The organism is Aeromonas bestiarum (assembly GCF_000819745.1).
Lineage (GTDB): Bacteria > Pseudomonadota > Gammaproteobacteria > Enterobacterales > Aeromonadaceae > Aeromonas > Aeromonas bestiarum.
The window spans coordinates 15,551-28,474 of record NZ_CDDA01000022.1; the positions used below are offsets into that span (position 1 = coordinate 15,551).

The window sequence follows — 12,924 nt, forward strand, 5'->3', positions numbered from 1 at the left end:
GTCCACGTCGTGGAAGGGGATGGTCACTTCCACTTCAGTGCTGGTCGGCCAGGGTTCAGACGCAATCCGGGTACGGCTCATAGCGAAGATTCCTGATAGAGGGGGTAGTGACGCAGGCGAATGCGGGCGATCAGCGCCCTGAGCTCCTGCTCCAGCGCCCTGTCTTCCAGCAGAGGCGCAAACTCGGCCCGCACCTGCTGCACCATATGGGCCAGGGCCGGGCTGAGCGGCCGGGTGAAGGGCGTGGGCCGGGCGAGACGCAGCTCGACCCCCTGTACCGCCGCCAGCAGGCAGGCGGCCCCGACCTGCTCGGTCAGAGTCAGCACCCGCAGGGCATCGCGCGCCGCTATGGTGCCCATGCTCACCTTGTCCTGGTTGTGGCACTCGGTGGAGCGGGAGAAGACGCTGGCGGGCATGGTCTGCTTGAGCGCCTCCGCGGTCCAGGCCGAGACGCCGATCTGCACCGCCTTGAAGCCGTGGTTGATCATCTGCCGCCCGGCTGGCGCCCCCGAGAGATTGCTCGGCAGGCCGCCGTTGAACTTGGTGTCCACCAGCTGGGCCAGCTGGCGATCCAGCAGGTCGGCCAGATTGGCGATGGCCGTCTTCATGCTGTCCATCGCCATGGCGATGTGGCCGCCGTAGAAGTGGCCGCCGTGCATCACGTGCTCCCCCTCCCCGTCGATCAGCGGATTGTCGTTGGCGCTGTTGAGCTCGTTTTCGATGAGCTGGCGCCACCAGGGCAGGCTGTCGGCCACCACACCTATGACGTGGGGGGCGCAGCGCAATGAGTATCTGTCCTGCAGCCGGTCGCTGTGGCGCGGCAGCTCGCCGGCCACCAGATCCTCCCTCAGCCAGGCCGCTATGCCCTGCATGCCGGGGTGGGGCTTGGCGGCAAACAACCGCTCGTCGAAGTGGAAGGCGTTACCCCCCATGGCGACGCTCACCAACGCAGTGATCCGGGTCGCCAGTTGCATCAGGTAGTCAGCGCGGGCGTAGGCGAGACAGGCCAGCGCCGTCATCACGGAAGTGCCGTTCATCAGCGCCAGCCCCTCCTTGGGTCTCAGGGTCAGGGGGGTGATCCCCAACTCCCGATAGACCTCGGCGGCGGGACGCAGCGCGCCATCGTGATGGAGCTCGCGCTCCCCCACCAGCACGGCGGCGACGTAGGAGAGCGGCGTCAGATCGCCGCTGGCGCCGACGGATCCCTCTTGTGGTATGCGCGGTATGAGATCCTGCTCCAGCAACCAGCAGAGCCGCTCAAGCAAACCCGGGCTGACGCCGGAGACTCCCTGCGCCAGGGAGCAGAGCCGGGTCGCCAGCACGGCGCGACCGGCATCGAGCTCAAGATCCGCCCCCAGCCCGCAGCCGTGGAAGCGGGTCAGGTGCAGCGGCAGCTCTGGTACCAGCTCGGCGGGCACGGGTCGGGTCACCGAATCCCCGTAACCTGTGGTCACCCCGTAGATGACCCCCTCCTCGGCCAGCAATCTATCGAGAAAATCAGCCCCCCGCTGGATGCGGGCCATAAAGGCGGGATCCCGGTCCAATGCCGGGCGGGCACGGCGCTCTGCCAGCGCCACCACATCTTCAATGGTCAACGGCTCGGCGCCGAAGGTGACGCACTTCATCTCACTCTTGTTCATCGGTCAGCTGCCAGAAATCAAAGAAGTTGAACCAGTCCAGCGGGGCGCGCAGGCAGTGATGCTGCAGGCGATCGGCATAGGCCTGCACCCGGGACGCGAGTATCTGTTGTCGCCCCTGGCGCGGCAGACTGAGGCTGTCGGCAAAGGGCTCGAAATGCACTCGAAAGCGCCCCTGCTCCTTGAGGCCGAACATCAGGTAAACCGGGCAACCCAGCACACTGGCCAGGGCAAAGGGACCGAGGGGAAAGGGGGCCGGCGCGCCGAGAAAGTCGGCCCAGACCACCCGTTTCTCCCGGGTCACAGAGGTGCGATCGCCGACGATCACCACCCACTCCCCCTGATCCAGCTTCTCCTTGAGCAGGATGGCGGTATCGGCTCCCATCTCCTGCACCTGGATGAGGTTGAGCCGTGAATCCGGGTTGATCTGCTTGAGCAGGGCGTTGAAGCGGGCCGCATGACGGGTAAAGACCAGCGCATTGATGCGCACCTCCCCTTTGCGACTGCCAAGGGCCCGGCACAGCTCGAGGTCGCCGAGGTGAGAGCCCAGCAGCAGCAAGCCCTTGCCGCTGTTGATGGCGGCCTCGTAGTGATCCCTCCCCACCAGCTCGACCTGATCCTCGGCTATGTCGCCGCGCCAGCCGGCCAGCTTGTCGAGCGCCGCCTCGCCAAAGCGCAAGAAGTGGCGAAAGCTCGATCTCGGCTCAGGGGGGAGCCGTATGCCCTGAGTGCGGGAGAAGGCCTCAAGCCGGGCCAGATAGGCTTGGGATGCCTGACGCTGGGCGCGGCCGGTCAGCCAGAAGTAGCCGATGACGGGGTAGAGCAATAAGGAGAAGCCCCGCCGCCCCAGCAGGCGATAGCTGGCCAGCATGATCTGCATGCCGAGCAGGGAACCGCGCTCAGGCGTACGCGACCAGTGGGTACGGCGCTCGCGCCACAGCCGGGCCGCCCATGACCAGAGGCGGCGGGGCCCGCTCGCCAGGCGCAGCAGCAGATCCCACAGCAGGCGGCACACCAGCCGGGTGTGCATCCAGGAGATATCGCGGTTGTCGCGCCAGAGCTGGAAATGGGAGCTGCCATCGGCGGGATAGATGACCCGGGTCGGCACGAAACGCACCGCCACCCCGGCCCAGTGCAGGCGCACCATCACCTCGGTGTCAAAATCCATCCGCCTGCCGAGCGCCACCCGTTCGAGCAGCGCACAGCTGGCCGCCAGCGGATAGACCCGAAAGCCGCACATGCTGTCCTTGATGGCAAACGACAGCGTCTCGATCCAGACCCAGACATGGGTGATGTAGCGGCCATAGAGGCGCCCCTTGGGCACGGAATCGTCGTAGACAGGCCGCCCCGAGATAAGCGCCTCCGGGTGCTTGCCCGCCTCGGCCAGCAGGGCCGGAATGTCTGCCAGATCGTGCTGACCATCGGCATCCACCTGCAGGGCGTGGCTGAAACCGAGGCCATGGGCGTGGCGCAGCCCCGTCATCACGGCGCCGCCCTTGCCCTGATTGTGCGAATGGCGCAGCAGGGTGACCCAGGGGTGGCGTGCGGCCAGCGCATCCAGCGCGGCGGCGGCGACGGGTTCGCTGCCATCGTCGATCAGCAGGCAGGGCAGCTCATATTCGGCCAGCCGATCCAGCACGGCGGCCAGCGGACCTGCGTGGTTGTAACAGGGGATCAGGATGCAGGGCGTCATGGGATGAAGCGCACCCGTCCGCTGCTCGCCGGCTCATCCCCCAGCGTATAGCTGAAAACGAGCTGATCCTTTTGTGGCTGCCACTGCAGGCTCAGGCTGCACTCGGCCCCCGGCCGCAGCGGGCGCTGGAACTTGAGCTGATCCAGCCCGTGAAACGGCAACTCCAGGTTGAGTCGGCTGGCGGCATAGTGCATGACCCAGTGGATCTGGGTGACCCCTGGCAGCAGGGGCGCCCCGGGAAAGTGGCCCGCAAACCAGGGCAGCTCCGGATCGAGCCGCAGGTGCAGGCGCACGCCGTCGGCCAGCGTCTCGCAGCCCAGCACTGTCGGCAGCGAGTTCATCGGCAGCGTGTCAGCAGAGAGGCTCATCGAACAGCTCCTTGAGTTGTGGCCAGGGGCGTTTGCCCTGGGCGTTGACGGGCATGCACTCGACCCGGCGCAGGCTGCGCGGCAGGGCAACCGGTTCGAGCCAGGGGCGCAGCTGCTGGCGCAGGGCCAGCAGGAAGCGGCCCTGACCCAGTTCGCCCCAGCGGGCGGCCCCCAATTCGCTCAGCACCAGCACGGCGCCGAGGATCTGACGCTGGCCCTGCTGCAGAGGCAGCACGGCGGCCTGCTCCACCTCCGGCAGGGCTTGCAGGCGCGCCTCCACCTCGTCGAGGGAGATGCGCTTCTCCTCCAGCTTGATCACCCTGTCCTGGCGCCCCAGCAGCTCAAACCCGACCCCCGTCATCAGGATGCGATCGGCGCAGGCCAGCCAGTCGTCCTCTGCCAGAAAGGGGGAGCGCAGCAGCAGGCCCTGATCCGGGCCGACCCGCACCTGGACCCCGGGCAAGGGGATCCAGGGGGTCTTCGCCTGCTGGCGCTGGCGCCAGCCGATGCCGCCAGTCTCGCTGCTGCCGAAGATCTCCACCGGCAGCTGGCCGAGCAGGGCCCGGGCCTGATGGGCATCCTCGGGTTGCAGGGGCCCGCCGGAGGAGACGATGAGATGGCAGCCCGCGGCGGGAATGGCCGGATCGAGCCGGCTGAGAAACGCGGGGGAAGCGATCAGCGCCCAGGGAGCGGTTTGCACCGCCAGCTGCTCCGGATAGTCGATGCTGCGGCGATCGAACGGACGACCCAGAGCCAGCGGAAGCAGGATGCGAAACAGCAGGCCGTAGATATGCTGGTGACTGACGCTGGCCAGCACCCGGGTCTCGGCCAGGGCCTGGCCCCAGAGCGCCATCTGCACCCGCAGCTCGGCTTCCAGCTGGGGCCAGGCTTTGGGGATCGCCTTGGGCTCGCCGGTGGAGCCCGAGCTGAACAGGGTCAGATAGAGACGTTCGGGAAGCCGGCTGGCGTGCTCTGCATCCAGCTCGCCATGAGCGTCGGCCAGCGGCAGCCGCAGTTGGGGCATATCGAGCCCATCGGCTGGCAGCTCGCCATCGGTGAGCAGGCCGTCAAACTGATCCCGCAGCGCCAGCAGCCCGGCCGGCCGTTGATGGCCCGGCAAGATGGCCTGATGACCACCGAGGGCGCAGGCCAGCAGGGCCTGGGCAAACAGCAGGCTGTCATCGAAACAGAGTGCCCAGCGCGCGCGCGGCTGCCCGGGGCGGGCATGGCGGGCCATGGCCCTGGCCAGTTGCAGGCTGCCCAGGCGCAGCTCGGCCAGGGTCACCTCGCCCCCTTGGCCGAACGCCACCAGCTGGTCGTCGTCCCGCTGCCAGAGAGTCTGCAGCAGGGTCATGGGGCCAGCCTCTTCATCAGTCGTCGGCGTACCAGATACTCCCCCGCCATCAAAGCGCCCATCAATCCGTAGCTGATGAGGCCGTTGTAGAGGCTCCAGAGCGCCAGATCGCCGTACCAGATGGTGAAGGCCGCCAGGGCGCCGTTGACCACGAAGAAGCCGCACCAGATCTGGGTCACCCGCCGGGTGTAGCCGATGGCGACATCCGGCAGGCGGGGATCCTGCAAGCGGGCCAGCCGCTCCACCAGACTCATGGGACGGGTCAGGCTCCAGCCAAACAGGCAGAGCAGCGCCAGACTCACCGCCAGCGGGTAGTAGAGCAGCCAGTGACGGGCGTTGAACAGGGCCGACAGCAGGGTCAGCCCCAGCCCGATGCAGGCCAGCAGGCGGCCCAGCCAGAGCCACTCGGGCAAGGGGCCGAGACGGGCCCTGCCCTTGAGCAGACCCGACAGCAGCCGCAGCGAGAAGATGGCCAGCAGGCCAAGCAGCAGCGGGGTCTGACCGGCACGGGTCAGCCCCCAGTAAACCGCAAGCGGGTAGAGCAGCAGGGCACCACCGGCCAGCCAGGAGAGCCAACGCGTCATGGGCGGGAGCGCACCGGCATCAGGCGCCGGCGAGCAGACGCTCGACCGCATCCACCACGTCATTGACGCTGCGCACCGACTTGAACTCTTCCGGCTTGATCTTCTTGCCGGTCAGCTTCTGCAGGTGCACCACCAGATCGATGGCGTCTATGCTGTCGAGCTCGAGATCCTGATAGAGGCGAGCCTCGGGGGTAATGGCCTCTTCATCCACCTCGAACAACTCGACGAGGGCGGCCTTTATCTGTGCAAAGATGTCGTCACGGGTCATGGCTCAGGCCTCCCCTTTCGACTGGGCCTGCACCAGGGCGACCAGGGCCGCGACTGAGGCGAAGTGACGACGGGTATTTTCATCCTCGGCGGAGAGCACTATGCCGTAGCGGCCCTTGATGGCAAGGCCCAGCTCCAGCGCATCGATGGAGTCCAGTCCCAGGCCGTCACCGAACAGCGGCGCCTGGCTGTCTATATCCTCAGGGGTCAGCCCCTCGAGGTTGAGACTGTCGATGATGAGTTGTTTTATCTCTAGGTGCAGGTCTTGCATAACTGTTCCATACGCTGTCATTGGGGCCCCGTTTGCAGGGCCTGGGTGAGAAACCGGGTCAACTGGCGGGCGGCCAGCGCACTGCTCTGGTCGGTGGCGACCACCTCGTCTGCCGCCACTTGCGGCAGGAATTCTATGGTGAAAGTCGGCTTATTTTCCGGGATCTTGAACCATTTGTCCTGTTTGGTGAGAAATCGGGTGCTGCAGTGGATCCGCACCGGCTGCAGGGGCACCCGGCTGCGCACCGCCAACTGGGCCGCGCCGCGCTGCAGCTTGATGGATTCCCCCGGCGTGGTGCGGGTTCCCTCCGGGAAGATCAGCAGCAGGCCGCCAGCCTGGATCCGTGCCATGCACAGGGGCAGGAGGCGCTCAGCCTCCACATTGGGCAGGTAGTCGGCCGCCCGCACCACGCCGCCCACGAAGGGGTTGCGCCAGAGGGACTGCTTGACGATGCAGTCGCACACCGGCATCTCGGCCGCCAGCATGACGTAGTCGAGCAGGCTGGGGTGATTGGCCACCACCAGGGCGCCGCGCAAGTCGGCGGGCATGTCGCTCACCCGATAATCCAGCACACCCCAGCCGCGTAACACCCCGAGAAACAGCCGAAAGCTGTGGCGTATGGTCAGCTGGGCCAGGGTCCGCCGCCGCTCCCCGCGCAGGCAGAGCGCCAGCAGTGGAAACCAGCACAGGGAGAGCAGCAGGCCGCCCACCCCGAACAGGGTGAAGCCAAGGGCCGTGCCGATCAGCCGCCAGCCCCGGTTCAGCGCCGCTGCCATGTCCACTCCTGGCGGCCATCACAAAGGGTCAGGGTCGATTCATGCCGCAGCAGGGCCCGCCAGAAGGCCAGCGACTGAGGCAAAGAAGGTGCATGGGGCTCGACTGCGCGGCGCGCCCCCTCGCAGCGCCACTCGTCGCCAGCCTGCAGCACCAGCCCCAGCGCATGGGGCGGCGCCTCGTCTGGCAACCAGGGGCGATGAAACTCGGGCACAGGCCCCTCGAACGCCACCAGCAGCACCCGGCTGGCACCGGCGTGCAGCGCCGCCACCGCCTCGGTAAACCCCGCCATCAGTCCGCCCTCTCCCGCCGCCAGCGAGGTCATGGGAATGGCGGCCTTGCCCTGAATGGAGCTAAGGCCGGCGGCCGTGTTGTGCACCGACATGGAGAAATCGGTAGGGGACAGCGCCTGGCCGTCCGCCAGCGCCTGCAACAGGGTCACAGAACGGGCCAGCTCGCCGTGGCGGCTGACGAAGATGGCGTAATCGACGGGATGGCGAGCCAGCAGGCTCAGCCCCACCTGCACCGCCAGTCGGGAACCCTGGCTCAGGCGGCGCGCCATCATCATGGGCAGCAAGGGGGTCGCGGGGAACGGGGGGTCGGCGGGCCATTGTCCCTGCCGTGCCCACGCCTGCCAGTCGAGTTCGTCGACAAGGCCGGGTGACAGTGCCTGACTATCCTGCAGCGAAAAAGAGAGCATATTTCAGGCAACCTGTCCTTGACCTTGGTGTGAGCGCTTGGACGATAAAAGGCACTCACCCGGCGGGCAGTGCCTGCTCCCTGGGGATTATCCACCGGAGTCATCACATTAATACCGCGCGAATAATACCATTATTCATCAAAAATAATAGCTGGCGAGGATTATCCGTTGGCATTGTGATTGAAAATAAATGATTTGTGTTGTCTCATTGCCGGGCTCCATTTATTGAATGTCCTCGCAAGGAAATATTATGAAACTCATTAATAAAATATCCCTGTTGCTGGCCTGCGCCCTGCTGGCCGCCTGCTCCACCAGCCAGCCCATTCGCAATATGGCCGCCAACCCGGTTGCCTTCAATCTGACCGAAGATCAGGTGGCCAGCGCCATTATCACGGCGGGGATCAGCAAGAGCTGGGTGATGAAAAAAGAGAAGCCGGGACTTATTCGTGGCCAGGTCAATGTACGCCAGCATCAGGCGGTGATCGATATTCCATATAGCAGTCACGACTATTCCATTAATTATGTGAGCAGCATCAACCTTGATGACAAGGGCAAGGGCAGCATACATCGCAGTTATAACCGCTGGGTACTGGGCCTGAATCAGGCTATCCAGACCGAACTCGCCCGCGCACAGAGCCGTTAATCCGGCAGGAGCCACCCCGTGAACCATTATCAGGCAGACCCCTACAACGCGCTGGAGGCCATAGGCGCGGCCCAGAAGATCGCCTTCGGGCCCATGCTGTTCCAGGCCAGCTGGTGTCTGCGTGAAACCGGGGTGCTCGCCTTTCTCGAGACCCGTGGCCAGCAGGGGGCGCCGCTGGCGGACATAGCCCAGGCGTGCGAGCTGAGTGAATATGCGGTCAGCGTGCTGCTGGACATGGGGCTCGGCGGCGGACTCTGCTACCTGGCCGACGATCGCTATGTGCTGGGCCGGGTCGGCAAGTATCTGCAGCACGATGCCATGAGCCGGGTCAATCTCGACTTCACCCAGCACGTCTGCTATCAACCCCTCGCCCATCTGCTCGACGCCATCCGCGACGGCACGCCGGCCGGTCTGCAGGAGTTCGGCCCCTGGCAGACCCTCTACCCGCACCTGAGCGAGCTGCCCGAGCCCGCCCGCAGCAGCTGGTTTGCGTTTGATCACTTCTACTCCGACTGGGCCTTCCAGCAGGCACAGGCGAAGGTGCTTGGCTATGAGCCGCGCCACCTCTACGATCTGGGCGGCAACACCGGCAAGTGGGCCATTGCCTGCGCCAACCGGGATCCCGCCCTGCGGGTCACCATACTGGACTTGCCCGAGCAGCTGGCGCTGGCCAGGCTCAATATTGAAGAGGCGGGTCTCAGCGATCGAGTGCAGGGCCATCCGGTGGATCTGCTGCAAGCGGGTACCCTGCCCGGCGAGGCCGATCTCTGGTGGATGAGCCAGTTCCTCGACTGCTTCAGTCACGAACAGATAGTCGCCATCCTGAATCGGATCCGGCTGGCCATGCAACCGGACGCCAGGGTCTGCATCCTGGAGCTGTTCTGGGACAGGCAGACCTTCGAAGCCGCCAGTTTCAGTCTCAACGCCACCTCCCTCTACTTCACCTGTCTGGCCAACGGCAACAGCCGCTTCTATCACTCCAAACAGATGTACCAGTGCCTGCGCGAGGCGCATTTCCACGTGGAGGAGGAGCACGAGATCCCGGGCCCGGGCCATACCCTGCTGGTTGCCCGCCCGCTGCACACGAGGCCATAATGCCGTCATCGGCATCAAGATGATGATGAAACGAGGAGGAGCACACATGACGCCTAACTACCTGGCACTGCTGGCACTCGGCCTGACCCTGGGCGCAGTGACCGGCGGCTGTGCCGACATCAAGGAGGCGGGCAGGACAGTGGGGCACACCACCCGCAACGTGACCCGCGAGATTGGCCACACCACCCGGGATGTGACCCGTGAAATCGGTCACGGCACCCGGGATACCGTCAAGAAAATCGGTGACGATCTGAACGACTGACAACAGGGGCCAAGGCCCCTGTTGTCATTACCGCGAGTCAGTTGCCCCACATGGCCATCAGCCGGGATTCCATGGCCTCTTCCTGTTCATCCGGCAGCTCGGTGAAGAAATCGAGCCCGGTCTGCTCCTCCACCGCATCCACAGTCACTATGTAATCCGCAAGCTTGCTGGCCGACACGTTCTGCTGCGGCAGGACGAAGGCGATCGCCTCCTGGTTGGCCACGTCCATCACCACCCGATAATAGGCGTGGGGTACAGTCACACCATTGCCGATGGCGCCATCGGAGTTGGTGAAGATGGGGCCCGTGATCACCTGCACATCCTGATAGGCGATGGCCCACTGGCGGGTCTTCTCCTCCAGAATGCGCCAGGCCCCCTGATTGAGCGCCGGCAACTGCGGGGTCATGTTGGTCAACAGGAAGCTCTGCTTCATGGTGGTGGCGGTGGAGCGCATGTCCGCCGCAGGCGCCTGGTGGCCGCGGTCATAACCCGAGCCCTTGTAGTCCGCCAGGGTGGCGCGGTACTGCACCGGTACCTCCCTGTCTTCGGCAAAGGCATCCTTGCGCGGCACCTGGCCCTGGGCACTGGCGGCCGTCATCCGATAAGAGACCCAGTCAGAGACCTTGGTGTCATAGTTGTAACCGGCGGCGTAACCGTCACGGCACAGCAGTTGACTGGATTGGCTGGGGACCCCGAGCTTGACGTGATCCTTGCACTGGAAGCCCGCCGCCAGGGTCGGGAATGTGGTGAGAGTGAATCCGATAGCCAGAACTAATTTATTGATATTATTCATTATTATGCCACTCCTTGTATTAGGCGGAGTGATTTGACACCAGGTCGGATGAGTTAGGCAATCGAACAGATTGTGAGCGTGTTGAAATTGTGAAGAGGGCTGCAAATCGGTGAAATCCCCGTCGCCAGCTGGGGGATTGTCATCCCCTTGTCATTATGCTGAATACTGCACTTTGGCAGTGTTATCAGAGAGATAGGGCCATGAAAAAGCGGGGCATCAGCCCCGCTCGATTTCAGACTCACGACCCGCTCAGCTCTTGACCTGAGGCCTGGGGGTATCGGGTTGGGAGGGTGGCAGGATTGGCAGCACTATCTGCGGCTGCTCGCCGGTCAGGCTCTTGAGATAGGCCGTCATGTCGTCGGCCTCCTGCTCGCTCAGCGCCTGACCCAGCTGGATGTCCGCCATTATCTGCACCGCCTCCTTCAGATCCCAGACTGAACCGTCGTGGAAGTAGGGGTAGGTCAGCTCTATGTTGCGCAGGGTCGGCACCTTGAACCAGCCGATGAACTGCTTCTCGCCGGTCACGCCGCCACGGCCCAGGGCCGGGTTGTCGGTCTTGAACGGCTTGACCAGCCCCATCTTCTGATAAGAGTTGCCGCCGATGGCCACCCCGTTGTGGCAGGCGGTGCAGCCCTTCTCCTTGAACAGCTGATAGCCCTTCAGCTGCTGCGCCGTCAGCGCCTTGCCATCTCCCTTCAACCAGAGATCGAACGGCGCGTTGGGGGTGACCAGGGTCTCCTCGAAGGCGGCGATGGCGTCCGTGACCTCATCGATGCCGAAGTCCGCCTTGCCGTACACGGCGCCGAAACGGGTGCGATATTCGGGCAGGGTGTGCAGCGTCTCCACCGCCAGCTTGTGGGTGAAGGCCATCTCCAGCGGATTCTCGATGGGGCCCGCAGCCTGCGCCTGCAGATCCTTGGCACGACCGTCCCAGAACTGCACGAAGTTGAGGCTGGAGTTGAGCACTGTGGGCGAGTTGATCGGCCCCTCCTTCCACTTGTGGCCAAGAGAGCTGACCTGGTTGTCCACCCCGCCGGTCGCCAGGTTGTGGCAGGAGTTGCAGGAGATGGCGTTGGATTTGGAGAGCCGTGGCTCGAAGAACAGCATCTTGCCCAGCTCGACTTTTTCCGGCGATGCCACCTTGGGTACCTCTACCGGTTGGACCGGTTCAGCCGCCCACCCCATCCCGGGCAGACCCAGCGCCAGCAACAGACAATATTTATTCATTTTTTCTCTCCCTTGTGACTGTGCATAACAGCAGCATCAGCCTGACCGGGAAAGCCTGCTTATTATTTGTTCAAGATCAAATGAGACCAACAAAAACCACATTAAAAACAATGGATTAATATATTACAGGCGGATCGGTGGCGGGGACTTGCGAGCCAAAAAAGAGCTGAATTCTGATGGATAAATTATGAGCTAATTCATCTGCGATGACAGCCAATTAATTAGATTGCTGTCATTGAATAAAGCGATTATTCAATATGCAGGCGCTGCCGACTGTTAATTAGATTCATATTAAATGCATCATAAATATGATCGGCAATGCGGCTGTTAATAATAAACAATCCGGTCTGACATTCTGTATCCCGCATTTCAGATAATGCCATCCAGTGTTCCTTCACTTATTAAGGAAGCGGATGGCTGTGCTTTTCAATCAAGATAAGGATGTATGATGAGAAAGTCCCTGTTGGCCTGTGCCCTGTTGCTCTGTCCCACCGCCTTCGCCGCCGCCCCGCATTGGGAATACAGCGGTGAGGCCGGCCCGGCGCAATGGGCCAAACTGACCCCCGAATTTGGCCAGTGCGCGGGCAGCAACCAGTCGCCTGTCAACCTCGATGGTCTGGTGGAGGCCAAGCTGGCCCCGCTGCAGTTTCACTACCTGGCGGGTGGCCAGAGCGTCACCAACAACGGCCACACGGTACAGGTCAGCTATGCCCCGGGCAGCTCGCTTGAACTCGACGGCATGCGCTTTGAGCTCAAGCAGTTCCACTTCCACGCCCCCAGTGAAAACCTCATCAAGGGCAAATCCTACCCGCTGGAGGGGCACCTGGTGCACGCCAATGCCAAGGGTGAGCTGGCGGTGGTGGCCGTGATGTTCGAGCCGGGCCGCGCCAACCCGGCGCTGAGCCAGGCCTGGCAGCAGCTGCCGGAGAAGGTGGGCGAAAGCCGGTCGCTGGCAACGCCGCTGTCGGCGGATCAGCTGCTGCCCACCAACCGCGACTACTACCGCTTCAGCGGTTCGCTGACCACACCGCCCTGCTCGGAAGGGGTGCGCTGGCTGGTGATAAAGCAGCCGGTGCAGGTGAGCCAGGCCCAGATCGACGCCTTCAAGGCGGTGATGCACCACCCCAACAACAGACCCGTGCAGCCGCTGAACGGTCGGCTGGTGTTGCAATAACCCCCCTGGCGATCACAGAGCAGAGATAGAAAAGAGGGCCAAGAGGCCCTCTTTTTCGTTTGCAGCAACTGATTACAGACTG

At 63.8% G+C, this 12,924-nt stretch carries 16 protein-coding genes; 4 read left to right on the forward strand and 12 right to left on the reverse strand.

Going from position 1 to position 12,924, the window contains the following annotated elements:
• Positions 1-77: 77 nt before the first annotated feature.
• Genes BN1118_RS11670 through BN1118_RS11710 form a run of 9 tightly spaced genes read right to left on the reverse strand, consistent with a single transcriptional unit; the run spans position 78 to position 7,648 of the window.
• Positions 78-1,640 (reverse strand): HAL/PAL/TAL family ammonia-lyase, encoded by a 1,563-nt coding sequence (locus BN1118_RS11670; RefSeq protein ID WP_043556206.1) that lies wholly within the window; start codon positions 1,638-1,640, stop codon positions 78-80.
• A complete protein-coding gene (locus tag BN1118_RS11675; protein ID WP_043556207.1) occupies positions 1,627-3,330 on the reverse strand; it encodes a glycosyltransferase family 2 protein in 1,704 nt (567 codons plus the stop codon). The genes BN1118_RS11670 and BN1118_RS11675 overlap by 14 nt, the downstream gene beginning before the upstream one ends.
• On the reverse strand, positions 3,327-3,698 hold the full coding sequence (locus BN1118_RS11680) for an ApeI family dehydratase (protein ID WP_043556209.1): 372 nt from the start codon (positions 3,696-3,698) through the stop codon (positions 3,327-3,329). The genes BN1118_RS11675 and BN1118_RS11680 overlap by 4 nt, the downstream gene beginning before the upstream one ends.
• Positions 3,682-5,052, reverse strand: coding sequence for an AMP-binding protein (locus BN1118_RS11685; protein WP_043556211.1), 1,371 nt, complete (start codon positions 5,050-5,052; stop codon positions 3,682-3,684). The genes BN1118_RS11680 and BN1118_RS11685 overlap by 17 nt, the downstream gene beginning before the upstream one ends.
• Positions 5,049-5,636: a COG4648 family protein gene (locus tag BN1118_RS11690; protein WP_209428874.1), complete on the reverse strand. Its 588-nt coding sequence runs from the start codon at positions 5,634-5,636 to the stop codon at positions 5,049-5,051. Before BN1118_RS11690 ends, BN1118_RS11685 begins: the two co-directional genes overlap by 4 nt.
• Before the next feature lie 19 nt (positions 5,637-5,655).
• Positions 5,656-5,904: an acyl carrier protein gene (locus BN1118_RS11695; RefSeq protein ID WP_043138192.1), complete on the reverse strand. Its 249-nt coding sequence runs from the start codon at positions 5,902-5,904 to the stop codon at positions 5,656-5,658.
• A gap of 3 nt (positions 5,905-5,907) precedes the next feature.
• Complete coding sequence (locus BN1118_RS11700; RefSeq protein WP_005317803.1) at positions 5,908-6,174, reverse strand: phosphopantetheine-binding protein; 267 nt, start codon at positions 6,172-6,174, stop codon at positions 5,908-5,910.
• Positions 6,175-6,191: 17 nt separating this feature from the next.
• The gene (locus BN1118_RS11705; protein WP_043556214.1) at positions 6,192-6,950 is read right to left on the reverse strand and encodes a lysophospholipid acyltransferase family protein; all 759 of its coding nucleotides are present in this window, start codon (positions 6,948-6,950) and stop codon (positions 6,192-6,194) included.
• The gene (locus BN1118_RS11710; protein ID WP_043556216.1) at positions 6,935-7,648 is read right to left on the reverse strand and encodes a beta-ketoacyl synthase chain length factor; all 714 of its coding nucleotides are present in this window, start codon (positions 7,646-7,648) and stop codon (positions 6,935-6,937) included. Before BN1118_RS11710 ends, BN1118_RS11705 begins: the two co-directional genes overlap by 16 nt.
• Positions 7,649-7,898: 250 nt before the next feature.
• Between BN1118_RS11710 and BN1118_RS11715 the strand changes: the two genes are divergently transcribed.
• The 3 genes from BN1118_RS11715 to BN1118_RS11725 are packed head-to-tail and all read left to right on the forward strand — an operon-like array spanning position 7,899 to position 9,648.
• Entirely contained in the window at positions 7,899-8,291 is a 393-nt protein-coding gene (locus tag BN1118_RS11715) for a hypothetical protein (RefSeq protein ID WP_043138183.1), read from the forward strand.
• Positions 8,292-8,309: 18 nt separating this feature from the next.
• Positions 8,310-9,386, forward strand: a complete 1,077-nt coding sequence (locus tag BN1118_RS11720) for a methyltransferase (protein ID WP_043556218.1) — start codon at positions 8,310-8,312, stop codon at positions 9,384-9,386.
• Positions 9,387-9,432: 46 nt separating this feature from the next.
• Complete coding sequence (locus BN1118_RS11725; RefSeq protein WP_043138177.1) at positions 9,433-9,648, forward strand: hypothetical protein; 216 nt, start codon at positions 9,433-9,435, stop codon at positions 9,646-9,648.
• A 37-nt stretch (positions 9,649-9,685) separates the two neighbouring features.
• On the opposite strand, the gene BN1118_RS11730 is transcribed toward BN1118_RS11725, so the two are convergent.
• The 3 genes from BN1118_RS11730 to BN1118_RS22370 all read right to left on the reverse strand — a co-directional run bounded on the left by BN1118_RS11730 (position 9,686) and on the right by BN1118_RS22370 (position 12,051).
• Positions 9,686-10,441, reverse strand: a complete 756-nt coding sequence (locus tag BN1118_RS11730) for a DNA/RNA non-specific endonuclease (RefSeq protein ID WP_043556219.1) — start codon at positions 10,439-10,441, stop codon at positions 9,686-9,688.
• Between the two features lie 249 nt (positions 10,442-10,690).
• Positions 10,691-11,668, reverse strand: a complete 978-nt coding sequence (locus BN1118_RS11735; RefSeq protein WP_043138171.1) for a cytochrome-c peroxidase — start codon at positions 11,666-11,668, stop codon at positions 10,691-10,693.
• Positions 11,669-11,916: 248 nt separating this feature from the next.
• Positions 11,917-12,051: a hypothetical protein gene (locus BN1118_RS22370; RefSeq protein ID WP_276203902.1), complete on the reverse strand. Its 135-nt coding sequence runs from the start codon at positions 12,049-12,051 to the stop codon at positions 11,917-11,919.
• Positions 12,052-12,116: 65 nt separating this feature from the next.
• On the opposite strand from BN1118_RS22370, the gene BN1118_RS11740 reads away from it, so the two are divergent.
• Complete coding sequence (locus BN1118_RS11740; RefSeq protein WP_043556221.1) at positions 12,117-12,842, forward strand: carbonic anhydrase; 726 nt, start codon at positions 12,117-12,119, stop codon at positions 12,840-12,842.
• The last annotated feature ends 82 nt before the right edge of the window (positions 12,843-12,924 follow it).

Coding starts and splice junctions, on each gene's coding strand:
- BN1118_RS11705 (WP_043556214.1), bottom strand. CDS start 6,950: ATGGCAGCGGCGCTGAACCGGGGCTGGCGGCTGATCGGCACGGCCCTT.
- BN1118_RS11690 (WP_209428874.1), bottom strand. CDS start 5,636: ATGACGCGTTGGCTCTCCTGGCTGGCCGGTGGTGCCCTGCTGCTCTAC.
- BN1118_RS11725 (WP_043138177.1), top strand. CDS start 9,433: ATGACGCCTAACTACCTGGCACTGCTGGCACTCGGCCTGACCCTGGGC.
- BN1118_RS11740 (WP_043556221.1), top strand. CDS start 12,117: ATGAGAAAGTCCCTGTTGGCCTGTGCCCTGTTGCTCTGTCCCACCGCC.
- BN1118_RS11670 (WP_043556206.1), bottom strand. CDS start 1,640: ATGAACAAGAGTGAGATGAAGTGCGTCACCTTCGGCGCCGAGCCGTTG.
- BN1118_RS11710 (WP_043556216.1), bottom strand. CDS start 7,648: ATGCTCTCTTTTTCGCTGCAGGATAGTCAGGCACTGTCACCCGGCCTT.
- BN1118_RS11675 (WP_043556207.1), bottom strand. CDS start 3,330: ATGACGCCCTGCATCCTGATCCCCTGTTACAACCACGCAGGTCCGCTG.
- BN1118_RS11700 (WP_005317803.1), bottom strand. CDS start 6,174: ATGCAAGACCTGCACCTAGAGATAAAACAACTCATCATCGACAGTCTC.
- BN1118_RS11735 (WP_043138171.1), bottom strand. CDS start 11,668: ATGAATAAATATTGTCTGTTGCTGGCGCTGGGTCTGCCCGGGATGGGG.
- BN1118_RS11695 (WP_043138192.1), bottom strand. CDS start 5,904: ATGACCCGTGACGACATCTTTGCACAGATAAAGGCCGCCCTCGTCGAG.
- BN1118_RS11715 (WP_043138183.1), top strand. CDS start 7,899: ATGAAACTCATTAATAAAATATCCCTGTTGCTGGCCTGCGCCCTGCTG.
- BN1118_RS11680 (WP_043556209.1), bottom strand. CDS start 3,698: ATGAGCCTCTCTGCTGACACGCTGCCGATGAACTCGCTGCCGACAGTG.
- BN1118_RS11730 (WP_043556219.1), bottom strand. CDS start 10,441: ATGAATAATATCAATAAATTAGTTCTGGCTATCGGATTCACTCTCACC.
- BN1118_RS22370 (WP_276203902.1), bottom strand. CDS start 12,051: ATGGCATTATCTGAAATGCGGGATACAGAATGTCAGACCGGATTGTTT.
- BN1118_RS11685 (WP_043556211.1), bottom strand. CDS start 5,052: ATGACCCTGCTGCAGACTCTCTGGCAGCGGGACGACGACCAGCTGGTG.